Raw genomic sequence first — 16476 nt, forward strand, 5'->3', positions numbered from 1 at the left:
TCTTCTTTAGGCTTTACTATTTCTTGTGCTTTCGTTGTTTCTTTCGCTTTTGCTACTTTCTGCGTCTTTACTTCTTTCTTTTCTTTAACTGATTTTTGTACTTTCGCTACTTGCTTCGTTTTCTCTTCAGTTTTCTTTTCAGTTGGTGCTGTACTTGATAGGAAAGAAACGTTTGCATAAGCAATTTTTCCTTTATACTCAAATTCCAACCATCCGTCTTTTACTTGATGCGTTGATTCAATTACATCATCTTTTTTTAGTCTGCCAAGAATTTCTGAATCTGTGTTTGCTTCGGTACGTACATTTAACAAATTCGCCGTTACATGATACACATCTTTTGTAAACTCCGAACTTACAAACACTTCTTTACCGTTCAATTCAATTTTTGACCAGCCATCTTCGGTATTGATGACTTTTAACTCTTGCCCATTCTTTACTTTTTCGACCACTTTTGATTCTGTAGTCGGTTTTTCACGTACGTTAAGTACATCTGCTGTTACGATTGTTTCTGCGGTAGCAGTTGTGGTAAACGCCCCCAATCCAAAAATAGTTGCTGTTGCTGCGCCAATTACTTTTTTCATATTAGCCTCCATTATATTTTTTTGAATTTTATCAAATGTCTCTGTAAAATTGTATAATTTTACATAATATCAAAACATTTGCAACAGTATATTAATACGGCTTAATATACTGTTATTAAAACTCCTCACTTCAATACTAACAAATTCTTATTTCTAATTCTATATATTATAAATCTCCTTATCTTTTATAAAAGCTTCATGCCCTTCTTCACACTAAATAGTTGTTGCAATTCCCGCCAAAAATAAACTTACGATTGCTAAAATTTGAGTAGCGACTATAGCCCCTCTTAAATGAAACTTATAATCTTTATATCCTTTCATACCTGCCGTACTAGGAATCACAACAAACCTTGGAGTAATCCAGCAAAAAATTAGCCAATCAATTATAAGTAAATCTACTAAATTGAAAATCATTAAAATACCAAAAGTGTGTAAATAAGCATCAATATACAATAATTTTTCATGCTTATGTAATATATATGTAGAAACGAAAGGACAACCGAAAAGAATAGCATTGTATACAATATTAAAGTAAATGGTTTGCTTTTTTTCATGAATCGATTTTGGAAAAACTACTTTTTGAATATCTTTTGGATAATCAGTTAATGAAAGTCGAGGATTATAATATAAGGACCCTAAAATCATTACGGATAGTACAATAGACATGATGATACCAACGTACATCATTTGCTCAAATTGATTCATATGCTTCATTCACCCTTTTCTGTAATTACTATGTTAATCATTCACTTAATTACACATTGTATGTACGTACATAATCAAAAATTAACATCTAGCTTTAATAGTGAAGCAAACAGATGTAAACCTACTAAAAGCAATGATCGATCCAAATAATATCCCTTCTCGCAAAATTTTACTAAGCGTAGGTTTTACATCGGAGAAAGTTTGTGAGATTGATGGATTACCTGGGGAAATTTTGAGCACATACATATAATTACAAAAAGGCAGTGCTACTTAAGTAGCACTGCCTTTTTCTTTATTGGAATAATCCTTTTCCTTTATTCATTTACTTATAAAGTATTGTCAGTTCTTCTTTATGTTCTGTATTTCCACATTATAAATATTTCACGTCAAGGAGAGATGACTGAAATGAATAATCAAAAAATTGAACTTACTGGTCGTATCGTTACACCTAATGATCCTGATTATAATTCAGCGCGTGAAGAATTCAATACATTCTTCAACAAATTTCCGTTAATCATTATTTTTGCTCAAAATACGCAGGATGTAGTAAACGCTGTTCGCTGGTCAAGGCTACATAACGTTCCTATACGCATGCGCTCTGGACGTCATAATTATGAGGCATTATCCGTCAGTAATGCTGGTCTTGTAATTGATGTAAGTGAAATGAAGCAATTAGAAATAGATCACAATAATGGAACTGTAACTATCGGGACTGGATGGAGAAATATTTCTTTAATTGAAACACTTGCAGCTGAAGGATTAGTTGTGCCGAGTGGTGTTTGTCCTACTCCCGGGATTGCAGGTGTTACTTTAGGTGGCGGACATAGTATTCTCTCTCGTCCGTTTGGATTAACTCTCGATCATTTACTTGAATTAGAAATGGTAGACGCGAATGGTTGTATAATACGCGCTAACGCCAAGTGTAACTCCGATCTCTATTGGGCTTCGCGCGGTGCTGGTGGTGGTAACTTTGGAATATGTACTTCGTTTAAGTTTCGAACACATAAAATTAATACGGTAGGATTTGCAGAAATAAGCTGGGGGATATCAGATTTAAAACCTGTATTAACCTCTTGGCAAGAATATACGCTACCTTGCGCTAATAAACGACTTACAACTACTCTTTTTATGTCTGCAGGATTAGAACCATCATTATTAATGCAAGGTGTATTTCTCGGTTCTGTACAAGAATTGCAGTCGCTACTACAGCCATTACTAGAAGCCGGTTCACCACTGCAAGTAACTATCGAAGAAATACCATGGGCAGAAGCAGCAGCGAAAATAGCTGAGAAGCAACCTGCAACACCTTTACCATTTAAAAGTGTTGGTCCATATGTATATGAACTATTACCAGAAGAAGGACTATCCATTATCGATCACTTTATTAATAATGCACCTCCCTTTTCCACCACCTCCGTATTTTTCCACGGATTAGGCGGTGCTGTTGCTGAGGTGCCAAATGAGGCGACTGCTTACTTTTACCGAAAAGCACTATCAAACATGTCAATATTCGCTACTTGGGAGCAACCAGAAGGTGCTGGCGGAAGTATTCGATGGGTTGAAGACTTCCGTTTGGCAATGCTTCCATTTACAAAAGGTGTCTATGTTAATACTCCTGACCTATCCATTAAAAATTGGCCAGATGCATACTTCAGTTGCAACTTTGACCGATTAATGGAAGTAAAAGCAAAATATGATCCGAAAAATGTCTTTAACTTTCCGCAAAGTATTCCGCTTTTTTAAACTATATATTCCACCTAGTATATCAAAATATAAAACATCCATTTTTTAAATGGGTGTTTTATAAACTAAGTTTACATAATATAATTATTAGTTACTTTTTTTTGCTAAATATCTATTCAACAATCCAAAGTAACACTTTCTCAAACTCTTTTTTGGGCAACATACTTTCTTTTATATAGCCATTCTTTTAATTGTACTTCATCCAAAGTTTCGTTCCCCTCTCGTAATCTTTCACACTATATTCGCTCGTTTTTCACAAAAGGTTCATTTTACATGAAAATTTATTTATTACAATAAAAATATAAGGTATATTTTTAAGAAAAGAAGGATTTCAAGAATGAATCAAGAGGATAAAATTTACGCTGAAAAAGTGTTGGAAAATCTATTCATCGGATCACAAGTTGATGGATTACAATTTGGTATTTCTCCAGCCGCTATAAAGATTCATTTCACAAACTTTCACGACTCAGTTGATTATGACGGACAATTATATATCAATATCGAATCCAAATGGTGTTTATTTAATAAACCTCAAAAAAGATACCCATTAAATGAAGATGAATTTGAAGTTTATTCTGAGGAAGAAGAATATGAAAGAATATTTAAGATAAGAAGACAAAAAGTTACCGATATACGACTCGGCTTAGAAAGCCCTCATTTAATTATTACATTAGAGAGTGGACAAATTATTTTTGTAAATGGTTTTCATGATTATTATGAATGTTGGCAATCTGGTGTTCTATGTGAGCAATGGCTTGTAGTCGCTGCACCTGGGAATGAAATCGCCACTTGGGCTCCCGATGAGTTTATCGATAAATAAACTGTCTTCACGAAGAAGAACCGAAGATATTTTATGAACTACATAACTATTTCTATTACACTTAAACGAATGACCATTTTACTTTAATAGAACTCACTTTATTAAAGCTGAAAGGATGATAATGATGGCATGTGTCCATGATTTTGGAATAATTGACGATTTTACTTCTCAAAAAAATTACGAAGATTATACACCAGAGAAATATCATTGTATTTCTGTTGATGATGATATTATCAGTAGCTTAAATCGAAATTTATCAATTATGAAAACCTACTTTCATACAGTCAAAAATCAAGAACACGGTTTAGCTCATTACGGTATTACAATTATCCCGCCTGAATCATTAGCAATTTTCTATGAAACAGTTACATCTTCAAAGTTCTTCAGAAAATATGATGAGCTGAATGAGTTAGCTTCAAAAATTGTACAAGCCGCAGCAGAACAGAAGTACATGATCCATTATGGGGTTTAAATGTAATTCAAAAAATGCTTAGGATTTCTCCGAAGCATTTTTTGTATGTTACTAATAAATTTATTTCCTTAACCATTTAGTCCATGATTGAGCCTATGGCCCCACCTTTTACAAGTGAGGGCGCCCCTATTAATCTAAATAGGCGTCTCATTTCCAATCTTCCAGCTAAACCATTTCCCATGCCCTTCTGTTTCTCCAACCGTTTCACGATATTCGTTTCCGTTAATATAATAATCAATATGAAGGTCACGATCCCACATGTTGTTATAAAGGTGGAATACATCACGTTTTGCGCCAATTTCTTGTATTTGTTTTTCTAACTTATGTTTTACTTGTTCTGGTATTTGATTTGCGACGTGTGTATGGAAAATACAAATAACAGCTTCTTCACTTATTTGTTCAATAATAGATGATAATAGCTCTACACCGTCTCCTTCTATGAATTGGACAGATTCATTTTTTACTAAAGATGCAGCTTGATCAAACATCTCAAGCCTTTCTTTATGTTCTGGCCAAATTAAAGCACGTAACCATAAATAATCTTCCTCATTATGTAAATCATTCACATGTAAGTCCAGTCCGATTCTTTCTACGACAGATGGGCCTTCTTTTAGAAAATGCGGTACATTCTCCCCTCTTATTTCAGAAGTTACATGCACATTTGAATTTATATTTCCGTACATTTCATCCGTCCCGTACGAATAACTATATTGGTCCCAGAACAGTTGCAACCCAGAACTTGTCCCAATTTCAATTAACGCTAACGGCTTCTTCACTTTGTTAAATATGTAGCAGAAACTTGGGTATAAGTATGCACACCGTCTTACTTCATTCGTTTGAACGAGTTTCGTTTGTAACAATGTAATGATTTCTTCTCGGTACTCTTTACAGAAATCTTTAAAATGATCAAAAGCTTTATTTAAATTTGTATCGGCATTTTCAACTAAACTACTATAATACGTTTTTAAATGATGTTCTTTCCCTGCTAACAATAAATAATGTACTGCACCTAATAGTAAGTTTGGGACTGGTTGACCTACCTGAGCACAGGACGATAGTGTAAGTACTTCCTCATCTTCAGCAATTTTCATTGATAAATATTCATATAAATCACTTGACCCTTTACATTCCTTTATTGAAAAGTTTCGAAATAAGTTTGAAATTTGTTCTTTTGTACACATTAGAGTCCCTCCTTTTTATTTTTCAGAATAATCTTACCATTACAGAAAGAATAATCCCATAAAAAGGTACTCGATTTAGTCACTTGAGGATACGTAAGCTTTTTCGAGATAATTTCAAACTGTAATTTTTTTCTATTTATCACCTTAAAAGAGCTTGTTAAATAAGATTTTTAGCGAATAAAACGTTAAATAGTTTAAAATTATCAGATAACACTAGATATTTTAGTCTATTAATTATTATAATAGAGTATGAGATGGTTATATAATTGAGACAAAAAAGGTATACACCTAGGTGGGGCCTAGGCGGTGTTTCTCTTTTACGGCTTAGACATAGAAAACACCTACACTTTTTTGCCAATATAGGGGATGGAGAGATTATCATGAGCAACATGCAGCAAAAAACAGACGTTATCTTAATTGGTGCAGGAATTATGAGTGCAACGTTAGGCTCATTACTAAAAGAATTAGCACCAGAATGGGAAATTAAAGTTTTTGAAAAACTCGCAAGTGCCGGGGAAGAAAGCTCTAACGAATGGAATAATGCAGGTACAGGGCATTCTGCGCTATGCGAACTGAACTATACTTCCGAAAAACCTGACGGATCTATAGATATTAGTAAGGCTGTAAAAGTGAATGAGCAATTCCAGCTTTCAAGACAATTTTGGGCATATCTTGTAAAGAGCAAATTAATTCGTAATCCACAAGATTTTATTATGCCACTACCTCATATGAGTTTAGTACAAGGGGAAAAAAATGTTGAGTTTCTAAAAAACCGTTTTGAAGCGCTTTCAAAAAATCCACTGTTTCAAGGTATGGAATTTTCCGATGCTCCTGAAACATTAAAAAAATGGCTTCCACTCATTATGGAAGGCCGCACATCTAATGAATCGATGGCGGCAACGAAGATTGACTCTGGAACAGATGTTAACTTCGGTGCATTAACACGTATGTTGTTTGATTACTTAAAAACAAAAAATGTCGAGCTAAACTACAAGCATAGTGTTGAAAATATTAAGCGCACGAAAAATGGTTTGTGGGACGTGAAAGTACACGATATGAATAGTGGTAAAATTGAGCATCATACTGCTAAATTCGTCTTTATTGGCGGCGGTGGCGGTAGTCTACCTCTACTTCAAAAGACTGGTATCCCTGAATCAAAGCATATCGGTGGATTCCCGGTAAGTGGACTATTTATGGTATGTAAAAACCAAAAAGTTGTAGAGCAGCATCATGCGAAAGTGTACGGTAAAGCTAAAGTTGGCGCTCCGCCAATGTCTGTACCTCATCTAGATACGAGATATATAGACAATAAAAAAGCTTTACTGTTTGGACCATTCGCAGGCTTTTCACCTAAATTCTTAAAAACTGGTTCAAATCTTGACTTAATCGGTTCTGTAAAACCGAATAACGTCTTAACGATGTTAGCTGCTGGTGTAAAAGAAATGGGACTTACAAAATACTTAATTCAGCAAGTTATGTTATCGCACGAAAAACGTATGGAAGAATTACGCGAATTCATTCCGAACGCGAAAAGTGAAGATTGGGATATTGTAGTTGCTGGACAACGTGTACAAGTAATTAAAGATACTGATGCTGGCGGTAAAGGAACACTTCAATTTGGTACAGAAGTAGTAAGTGCAGCTGACGGCTCAATCGCCGCATTACTAGGTGCATCACCAGGTGCTTCTACTGCTGTTCACGTCATGCTTGAAGTATTAGAAAAATGTTTCCCAAGCCGCATGGTAGAATGGGAAGAAAAAATAAAAGAAATGATTCCTTCATATGGCATTTCACTAACTGAAAATCCAAGATTGTTCCAAGATCTTCACACTTCGACTGGTCGTACACTTGGATTAAACGAAAAAGAAACTGTTCATAATTAATGAAGAAATAAAAAAAACGTCCGATATATTCGGACGTTTTTTTTGTCTACTAAAAATTATACTTATCAATATTATCTTTCGTAAATACAACTCGTTCTGGCAATACGATAATTCCGTTTCCTTCTGCCTCATAATCATATCCTTGAATGGAGTTTGGCTCTACTTTCACTTTTCCGATTCCTTTTACTTCAAAGCTATCCCCTACTTTTAACTTCTTTCCTTTTACAACAATCTCATTTGCTACATAAGTTGCCAACGCACCTTGCTGTTTGACATCCCATAATCCGAATTGTTGTACTGTTCCTCGTTTTACATAATCACGCATAACGTTCGGTGTAGAAAATCCAGTTACCACTACTTTTTTATCCATTTTTAAGTTTTCAGCTGCTTGCGCCATGGCTGGGAGTGCTGTTGCATCTGGACAAATAACTGCGTTAATATCTGGATACGTTTTTAATATGTTCTCCCCTACGGATAAAGATTTTTGTGCATTATTTTCACCGTACTGCGTCGTTACAATTTCCCAGTTCGGATATTTCTTTTTAATAATTTCTTTCGCTTTCGTTACCCATTGGTTTTGATCCGTTACTGTTGGACTAGAATAAAAGAACGCTACTTTCCCTTTATCTCCAATTTGCTTGGAAGTCATTTCAATTAATAAGTTAGCAAGTTGGTCTGGTGTCCCTTGACTTATATAAAAAGAACGGTCTTTGGGATTCACATCAGAATCCCACGTTAAGACAGTCATTCCTTTTTTCTTAGCACGTTGCAATGATTGCGATAAACCATCAACTGATGTAGAGGAAACCATAAGTGCATCATAATTTTGGTTAATAAAATTATTTATATACTTTACTTGCCCTGATACACTCGCTTCAGACGGCCCATCATATTTCACTTGTACGCCTAGCTTATCTCCCATCTCCTTTGCTCCTTCACCGCCCGATGTAAAGAAGCCAACTCCAGTTAATTTCGGGATAAATGCAAATTTCACATCATCCGCTTTTTTCTTATCTGCCGTTTGACTAGAACAAGCGATTAAACCTATTAAACAAATACATACAATCAATACAATCCCTAGTTTTCTCTTCATGACATTTCCCCCTTATGCCAACTCTGTCTTTTCCCCGCTAAAAATTGATGTAATTTGAAATGTCTCATAATAACTGAAAGAATAAGGATAATACCTATTACGACATTTGATTGTTCATTTGTTAAGCCTGTCATTTGTAGGCCATATTGCATAAGGCCTATAAAAATACTTGCAAGTACAGTACCGAAAATACTTCCTTTTCCACCTGTAATAAGTGTCCCGCCTAATACGACTGCTGTAATGATTGGTAATATTGTTTCACTTCCTATATCAGCACGTGCAGAACCGAAATATGCAGTTAAGAAAACTCCCCCTAATCCACCTCCTAACCCAGAAAGTATGTAAGCAATGATTACTACTTTCTTCGTCTTAATCCCGGTGTATTTTGCTGTATTTTCATTCGCACCTGTTAATTTTACGTAGCGTCCATATATCGTTCGGTGAAACAAAATTGTGTATACAATTGTTAATGAAATAAGTAACCATAATAAATTGGGTATTCCTATAAAACTACCATTTGCTAGTTTTACATAAGTATCAGGTAAACCGCTTATCCCTTCATATCCAGAAGCACCCGCCCCTCCTGAAATGACAAGCGCAATTCCTCCGTATAAAAACATCGTTCCGAGTGTAACGACTAGTGGTTCTACATCTGTCATTTTTATAATGAGTCCATTTAAAGCTCCTGCTAAACAACTAATTATTAGGGCGATTATGACAGCAAACAAAATAGGTATTCCGTTCATCCAAAGTACACCAATCAAGATCGAAGTGAGCCCCATTATTGATCCGACCGATACATCAATTCCTCCTGTTACAATAACGAAAGTCATTGGTATCGCCGCAATTGCGATAAATAGGAAATCATTTGTACTAAAAAGGAGATTACTAATATTTAAGAAATCACTATTTATAAAACTAAAAAGGATGAATTCTATAAGAAGTAATACAATTAGAACCCCTTCCCATCTATATAAATACTTCATAGATTCATCCTCCTTTTTGCCTTCCACTTTTTCATAACACTATCTAATATGATGATGAGTAATAATAAAAAGCCTGAAATGGCATTATTCCAAAATGCTGGTATTTTTAAAAAGACGAGTGAGCTGCTTATTGTTTCTAAAAATAACGCTCCTAATGCAGCTCCAAATATAGAACCTGTTCCTCCTTTTAAATGAATTCCTCCTAGTACAGCGGCTGCGATTACTTGTAATTCTAATCCTGTACCTGTTTGATTTGGGACGAACCCGATATTCATAACAAATATGCAACCAGCGAGCGCAGCGCTTATGCCTGAAATCATAAACGCATATATCTTCACTTTATTAACAGGTATACCAATAAGCCTCGCGCCATCTTCATTATCACCTACTGCATAAAAGTATCTTCCCAATGGCACTTTTCTTAAAAAGAAGTATAGTAGTAGTAAAATAATAAAAACGAACCATACAGTTATAGGTAAACCAAGAATGATGATAGATGACAGCTGCTTAAAATCGTTTGGAATATCTTCAATCCACTTCCCGCCTGTGAAAATTAACATTGCACCTCTAACAATTCCTAACATGCCTAATGTCATAATAATGGCTGGTACCCGAAACTTCGCAACTCCAATACCATTTACGAAACCGATAATGGCCCCAAGTATAATAGCTACAAATATCGACAAGAATGCACTATCCCCATTCGTTAACATCATTCCGCAAACTGCTGCACTTAACCCCATGCTTGAACCAACTGATACATCTATATTTTTCGTAAATAAGACGAACGATTGGCCAATTGCTAGCACGACTAAAATAACGCTAGATTTCATCATTAAAGATAATGAATTAAATTGAATAAAACTAGGGTTTATCATTCCTACAATAGCTATATACATTAGTAGTAACAGTATGATAGACGTTTCATGCATTTTTAACATACGTTTCATTTCGCTACACCTCCGTTTGCAAGGCGTGTAACTTCATTCACACTCAGTTGTTCTTTTTCCATATGAGAAACAAATCGTCCATTTCTCATTACATATACACGGTTTACTAATTGAACAATTTCTTCAACATCTGAAGAGATTAATAAAATTGCAAGTCCTTCCTTTTTCATTTTTTCTATCGTCTCATACACTTCAAGCCTTGCTTTCACATCAATTCCGCGAGTCGGTTCATCAAGAATAATAATTTTCGGATTACATGCGAGATACTTCGCAAGTACGACTTTTTGCTGATTTCCTCCCGATAAAGATGCGAGTTCTTCATTCATATTCTGTACAACAATTCGGAATTGTTCTATAAACAAATTAACTAAAGCGCTTTCTTTTTCTTGATTTATAAAAAAGCGATTATTTTGCTGTAAACTTGCTGCTGAAATATTTTCTTTAACAGAAGCAATTGAGAAAATTCCATTCCTCGCCCTATCCTCTGGCACATAAACTAGTCCTTCGTCTAGCCTTTTATGCAAAGAACACGTATCAATTGATTTTCCATCTAATAAGATAGACCCTGATTTTATAGTTTTCAATCCAAATATCGCTTCTGCTAATTCCGTTCTGCCAGATCCTATAATGCCAGCAACACCTACAACCTCTCCCGCATGTACAGTGAATGATATATTTTCGAATGCGTGACCATTTATATCAACCACTTCTAATATTTTTTTCGTCTTTGCTGTCTCTTGAACTACTTCTATTTTCTCTTTCTGTTTATATCCTTTTGGCAATAGTCCTTCCATCAGCATGTCATATGTATAGTCACATACATCACCTTGGCTTACAACCATTCCATCACGTAGTATTGCTACTTTGTTTGCAATTTCAAAGATTTCTGGAAAACGATGCGTAATATAAATCATCCCAATTCCTTTTTCTTGCAAGCTTTTCATCAGCACAAAAAGACTCTTAATTTCATGAGTTGTTAATGTCGATGTTGGCTCATCTAAAATAAGAATCTCAGCGTCTCGTATTAATCCTCTAATGATTTCTACTAACTGTTGCTGCGCAATGGATAACGATCCTCCCTGTTCATTAAGATCAATATCCCAACTTAAACTGTTAATTAATTGCTGAACTTTTACTTTTAGTTTCTTTCTATTCCCCTCTAATCCAATACATATATTTTCTTCAATGGTCATATGAGGAAAAATGAGCGGTTCTTGTGGTATTAAATAAATCCCTTCTTGGTGTGCTTCTTTTGGATTTGCAAACTGCTGTCTCTTTCCTTTCACATACATTTCTCCACTATCATACGAATATAACCCCGTTAATATTTTCATTAATGTCGATTTCCCGGCGCCATTTCCACCAACTAAAGCGTATATATCACCATGCTCTACTTGTAAGTTCACTTCCTTTAGCACAAGTTGATTCGAAAACGCCTTACTCATTTTCTTCACTTGTAATAAGGGCACATTCTCCACATGATGTCACCTGCCTTTACCCAGAACATTTTTTGAGAAAATGATTATTTGTTCTACTTGTTTTGTAGCATTGTATATTCCTTTTTTCATATCTAGAACACTTTTTTCAATGTACTATTAATCGTTTCAACTGGAATAAACAAAATATGTGACACATATGTTTAAGCATTGGTCAATTGTTGAAAGGGATGAAGAGTATGTCACAGCTGAACTTTGAAGAAAATTTATTAACTAAAGTAGCCTGGTACTATTATAAAGATCAATTAACACAACAAGAGATTGCTTCACTTCTTCATATTTCAAGAAATAAAGTCGTCCGGTTATTAGATAAGGCACGCAGTGAAGGTATCGTTACATTTCACGTAAAAGGAACCGGTTTGCATTGCTTGAGCATTGAACGTGACTTAATGAAAAAGTTCCACTTGAAAGATGCCTTTATTATCCCTACTCCAATAGACAATTATGCTACTTCTCTCGGAAAAGCCGCTGCACAATATTTAGAGACTCATCTCCAACAAGGTGATTTACTCGGCATCGGCTGGGGTGAAACAATAAGTAAAATGCTAGAAAACATTCATTTTGAAAGTTCTATTAATCTTTCATTCGTAACGCTAACAGGCGGAGTAAACCACTATCTTCCAAGAAAACAAAACTATTTACACTACATGCAAGGTGATCTTCATATTATTCCTACTCCTTTTCTAGCATCTTCTACTGAAATGGCACAAAGTATTTTATCAGAACCAAGTGTGAAAGATATGCTTCATGTCGCTTCACTTGCACATACGGCAGTTGTCGGTATTGGCGGGTTATCTCAAGACGCTACGATTGTAAAAGAAGAAAAATTAACGCTACGTGAAATGACATATATTCGAAGTCAAAACGGAGCGGGCGATATTTTAGGACAGTTTTATAATACGAATGGTGAGTTATTAGAGCTCTCGCATCATAATCGTCTAATTGGCACACCACTTACGATTCTTCGCAGCATGAAGCATGTCATTGGTGTGGCTGGAGGTACTCAAAAGATAGATGCCATTTATGGGGCTTTAAAAGGGAAATTTATTCATACATTAATTACTGATGAAGAAACTGCGCTCTCCTTATTAAGAAAGGAAGGTGATTCTTAATGTCTACTTTATTAGCTTTCGATGCTGGTACAGGAAGCATTCGAGCTGTTCTTTTTGATTTACATGGCAATCAAATTGCAGTAAGTCAAAAAGAATGGGTTCATAAAACTGATCCTCGTTACCCCGGTTCTATGAATTTTGATGTAGAAGAAAACTGGCAACTTGTACAACAGTGTACGAAAGAAGTTCTGCAAAAAAGTAATATACTTCCCTCTTCTATTCAAGCTATTAGCGCTACAAGTATGCGAGAAGGTTTTGTTTTATATGATAAAAATGGGCAAGAAATATGGGCATGTGCAAATGTTGATGGCCGTGCATCCGCTGAAGTTAGTGAGCTAAAAGAAATCCGCTCACATCTTGAAGAAGATTTATACAGAAAATCTGGGCAAACTTTTTCATTAGGTGCTTTACCACGTCTACTTTGGATTAAAAAACATGAACCAGACATCTACAACAATATTCAATCCTTTTCGATGTTAAATGATTGGATTTTGTATAAATTAAGCGGCGTACTGCAAATCGATCCTTCCAACGGTTGTACGTCCGGAATCTTTGATTTACAAAATAGAAATTGGGATAACGAAGTCGCTAAAGAATGTGGTATAACGTTGCCATTTTCACCAAAAGTAAATGAAGCTGGCACTGTAATTGGTAATGTTACAAAAGAGTGTGCAGCACTAACTGGTTTACTTGAAGGGATTCCTGTCGTCGCTGGTGGCGGTGATGCTCAAATGGCAGCACTCGGGACTGGAGTCGTAAAGCCAAATCAAACTTTAATATGCGGCGGCAGCTTTTGGCAACAGGAAGTGAATATTACAGAGTCAACAACGGATCCAAATGCTGCAATTCGAGTAAATTGTCACGTCGTTCCGAACCTTTGGCAATATGAAACGATTGCCTTTTTCCCTGGCCTCGTTATGCGTTGGTTTCGAGACGCTTTTTGCCAAGAAGAAAAAAAGTTCGCTGAAAAACTCGGTGTAGACGCTTATGAATTATTAGAAGAACAAGCGAAAGACGTACCTGTCGGTTCATATGGTATTATCCCTACTTTTTCAAACGTTATGAACTACATTTCTTGGCGTCATGCCGCACCTTCATTCTTAAATTTAAGTTTAGACGCTGACAAATGCGGAAAAAAGGAAATGTTCCGTGCTATTGAAGAAAATGCGGCCTTCGTTACACTTGGAAACTTAAAACTAATTGAAAATCTTACTGGTACATTCCCTTCTGAAGTTGTTTTTGCTGGCGGTGCCGCTAAAGGGAAACTATGGCCACAAATTCTATCAGACGTACTCGGCATTCCTGTAAAAGTACCCGTTGTGAAAGAAGCAGCTGCTTTAGGAACTGCAATTGCTGCTGGAGTTGGCGCTGGCATATATTCATCTATGGAAGAGACTGCCGAACAATTTGTACAGTGGGAAAATACATTTGAACCAATCACTGAAAATCACGAACTATATAAAGAGTTCTATGAAACATGGAAAACTGTATATGACAGTCAGCTCGCTTTAGCTGATAAAGGGCTCACCTCACATATGTGGATTGCGCCTGGTGCACTGTAACACATTACATAAAGGAGTGAACTGTATGTTAAAAGCGAATGAAAATGACTTCTCCTATCGCTTCGGTGATAACGGGCCGAAATATTTAATACAAGGTCCAAATATTGATCTTGGCCTTGTTGTCATTCAACCGGGCCAGGAGTTTCAAAACCATTATCATACGACGTGCGAAGAGGTCTTTTATGCATTAGAAGGTGAAATAGATTTCTATGTGAATAATGAAAGAGTTCCAATTAAACAAGGTGATGTCCTGCAAGTTCGTCCTCATGAATCTCACTATCTTATTAACCATTCTGACAAACCTTTTAAAGCTGTTTTTATTAAGTCACCACATTTACCAAATAAAGATACTGTACAAACGGAAAATCCAACATTAACGAAGGAGTGATTTTGAATGACTTGGGGATTTAAAAATCGATTAAATACAATTTTACCTGATGGTAGAGCGGTTATGTTAGCAATAGATCACGGCTACTTTTTAGGGCCAATTCACGGGCTAGAACAACCACTTGAAACAGTTAAAAACTTACTTCCTTATACAGACTCCCTCTTTTTAACACGCGGTGTACTTAGCTCCTGTATTCCTGAAAACTGCAGCACACCGATGGTTATGCGTGTATCCGGTGGCGCTACTGTCGTCGGTAAAGATTTAGCGAATGAAACAATTGTTACACCTGTGAAGGAAGCAGTGAAGCAAAACGCAATTGGCGTTGGCGTTTCTGTTTTTGTCGGATCAGACTATGAAACACAAACTGTTACAAATCTCGCAAATGTAGTTTCTGAAGCTCATGATTACGGCCTACCAGTACTCGGCATTACCGCAGTCGCAAAGGAATTACAAAAACGTGAAGCTCGCTTTCTAGCACTTGCTTCCCGCGTATGTGTTGAAATGGGTGCTGATATTATTAAAACGTATTACTGCGAAGGATTCGAAAAAATAACGAGCACATGCCCTGCCCCAGTCGTCATCGCGGGTGGCCCAAAACTAGATTCAATTGAAGACGCATTAAACATTACGTACAATGCATTGCAAGAAGGCGCTATCGGAGTAGACATGGGCCGAAACATATGGCAATCCGAGCACCCAGCTGCGATGATTCAAGCAATACATGGTATTGTGAAAAATGGATTGAATGTGAAAGAGGCACTTGAACTTTATGATGATGTGAAGAATTAATGTGAAAAGACAGACTATTTATTAGTCTGTCTTTTTTGTTAAAATAAAGTAAAGGAGGAATGATTATGCGAAGAATGACTTTCGAACGTCCTACCGATCATTACGATGAACGCTTATACTCTATTGATGAAAAAATTTGCGCCCTATTAAAAGAACGAAAAGAACTTTCAGGTGATGACCCAGGTTTTCCACATGATGAAGCGATTTATAAATGGGCTAAGCAATACGAATTCTATCCAGACTATCTAAACTCATTATTCTCTTCCATGATGGATGAAGAAGAATTTAAACCTCGCGTTGAACCAACTGGCTTCAAAAAACATGTACCTGTTTTTAAAACTTATGAACATAATGGCGTCATGTATACTGTAACTTTTATTCGGCAATATGCAAATGCTAGTATAGTTTATTTATATAGCGATTGGGATTCCACGGATGAAGATTTTATTGAAAATAAGCCTCATAGTTTCTTCCAATTATTAATAGATGATACATACGATTGCTGGTCAGAAGGTGGTGGCGGCACCGATGGACATATGAATCATCAATTCGTTATATCTCCTGTCCTTCCTGATAATTTGTCTGGAATAAGCTTACGATTTAAAGAACTCAGTATGCCGTTTAGGAAAGATCAAGCTGTGCTTGAATTTGAAATTCAGATAGACAAATAAAGTGAGACTTTACTCAATCCACAAATAGTAAGATAAATAAGGTA

The 16476-nt window shown here is 35.9% G+C and carries 16 protein-coding genes and 1 pseudogene; 10 read left to right on the forward strand and 7 right to left on the reverse strand.

The features are described 5' to 3' along the window. The coding region (locus tag ATL10_RS12690; RefSeq protein ID WP_258375773.1) for an SH3 domain-containing protein at window positions 1-581 on the reverse strand (581 nt) is incomplete at its 3' end. Window positions 582-794: 213 nt separating this feature from the next. Continuing rightward, window positions 795-1286, reverse strand: coding sequence for a hypothetical protein (locus ATL10_RS12695; RefSeq protein ID WP_016512657.1), 492 nt, complete (start codon window positions 1284-1286; stop codon window positions 795-797). 97 nt (window positions 1287-1383) lie between these two features. Between ATL10_RS12695 and ATL10_RS12700 the strand changes: the two are divergent. The 4 genes and pseudogenes from ATL10_RS12700 to ATL10_RS12715 form a co-directional block, all read left to right on the forward strand. Further along, window positions 1384-1536, forward strand: a pseudogene (locus tag ATL10_RS12700) (GNAT family N-acetyltransferase); the annotation flags it as partial. A 155-nt stretch (window positions 1537-1691) separates the two neighbouring features. After that, on the forward strand, window positions 1692-3029 hold the full coding sequence (locus tag ATL10_RS12705) for an FAD-binding oxidoreductase (RefSeq protein ID WP_016512656.1): 1338 nt from the start codon (window positions 1692-1694) through the stop codon (window positions 3027-3029). Between the two features lie 337 nt (window positions 3030-3366). Next, entirely contained in the window at window positions 3367-3849 is a 483-nt protein-coding gene (locus ATL10_RS12710; protein ID WP_016512655.1) for a hypothetical protein, read from the forward strand. 121 nt (window positions 3850-3970) lie between these two features. Then, complete coding sequence (locus ATL10_RS12715; RefSeq protein ID WP_003270899.1) at window positions 3971-4321, forward strand: hypothetical protein; 351 nt, start codon at window positions 3971-3973, stop codon at window positions 4319-4321. Between the two features lie 134 nt (window positions 4322-4455). On the opposite strand, the gene ATL10_RS12720 is transcribed toward ATL10_RS12715, so the two are convergent. Continuing rightward, window positions 4456-5502: a DUF2332 domain-containing protein gene (locus ATL10_RS12720; RefSeq protein ID WP_090977735.1), complete on the reverse strand. Its 1047-nt coding sequence runs from the start codon at window positions 5500-5502 to the stop codon at window positions 4456-4458. A 380-nt stretch (window positions 5503-5882) separates the two neighbouring features. On the opposite strand from ATL10_RS12720, the gene ATL10_RS12725 reads away from it, so the two are divergent. Continuing rightward, entirely contained in the window at window positions 5883-7385 is a 1503-nt protein-coding gene (locus ATL10_RS12725; protein WP_023522282.1) for a malate:quinone oxidoreductase, read from the forward strand. Window positions 7386-7434: 49 nt separating this feature from the next. On the opposite strand, the gene lsrB is transcribed toward ATL10_RS12725, so the two are convergent. The 4 genes from lsrB to ATL10_RS12745 are packed head-to-tail and all read right to left on the reverse strand — an operon-like array spanning window position 7435 to window position 11892. Continuing rightward, window positions 7435-8478: an autoinducer 2 ABC transporter substrate-binding protein LsrB gene (gene lsrB, locus ATL10_RS12730; protein ID WP_000823652.1), complete on the reverse strand. Its 1044-nt coding sequence runs from the start codon at window positions 8476-8478 to the stop codon at window positions 7435-7437. Next, window positions 8475-9464: an ABC transporter permease gene (locus ATL10_RS12735; protein ID WP_139213292.1), complete on the reverse strand. Its 990-nt coding sequence runs from the start codon at window positions 9462-9464 to the stop codon at window positions 8475-8477. The genes lsrB and ATL10_RS12735 overlap by 4 nt, the downstream gene beginning before the upstream one ends. After that, window positions 9461-10414, reverse strand: a complete 954-nt coding sequence (locus tag ATL10_RS12740) for an ABC transporter permease subunit (RefSeq protein WP_088115448.1) — start codon at window positions 10412-10414, stop codon at window positions 9461-9463. The genes ATL10_RS12735 and ATL10_RS12740 overlap by 4 nt, the downstream gene beginning before the upstream one ends. After that, window positions 10411-11892, reverse strand: coding sequence for a sugar ABC transporter ATP-binding protein (locus ATL10_RS12745; RefSeq protein WP_110496969.1), 1482 nt, complete (start codon window positions 11890-11892; stop codon window positions 10411-10413). The genes ATL10_RS12740 and ATL10_RS12745 overlap by 4 nt, the downstream gene beginning before the upstream one ends. 179 nt (window positions 11893-12071) lie before the next feature. Between ATL10_RS12745 and ATL10_RS12750 the strand changes: the two genes are divergently transcribed. From ATL10_RS12750 to ATL10_RS12770, 5 genes are all read left to right on the forward strand, one after another. Then, window positions 12072-13022 (forward strand): sugar-binding transcriptional regulator, encoded by a 951-nt coding sequence (locus ATL10_RS12750; protein ID WP_139213291.1) that lies wholly within the window; start codon window positions 12072-12074, stop codon window positions 13020-13022. After that, on the forward strand, window positions 13022-14584 hold the full coding sequence (lsrK, locus tag ATL10_RS12755; RefSeq protein ID WP_097846446.1) for an autoinducer-2 kinase: 1563 nt from the start codon (window positions 13022-13024) through the stop codon (window positions 14582-14584). The genes ATL10_RS12750 and lsrK overlap by 1 nt, the downstream gene beginning before the upstream one ends. Before the next feature lie 25 nt (window positions 14585-14609). Further along, entirely contained in the window at window positions 14610-14972 is a 363-nt protein-coding gene (locus ATL10_RS12760; protein WP_000909986.1) for a cupin domain-containing protein, read from the forward strand. 6 nt (window positions 14973-14978) lie between these two features. Next, on the forward strand, window positions 14979-15761 hold the full coding sequence (lsrF, locus tag ATL10_RS12765; protein ID WP_000219782.1) for a 3-hydroxy-5-phosphonooxypentane-2,4-dione thiolase: 783 nt from the start codon (window positions 14979-14981) through the stop codon (window positions 15759-15761). 65 nt (window positions 15762-15826) lie between these two features. Then, window positions 15827-16432 carry a hypothetical protein gene (locus ATL10_RS12770; RefSeq protein ID WP_141534627.1) on the forward strand — a complete coding sequence of 202 codons (606 nt, stop codon included), beginning with the start codon at window positions 15827-15829 and terminating at the stop codon, window positions 16430-16432. Window positions 16433-16476: the final 44 nt, after the last annotated feature.

The sequence above is a fragment of the Bacillus sp. 196mf genome, from assembly GCF_003217275.1.
Classification (GTDB): Bacteria; Bacillota; Bacilli; order Bacillales; family Bacillaceae_G; genus Bacillus_A; species Bacillus_A thuringiensis_S.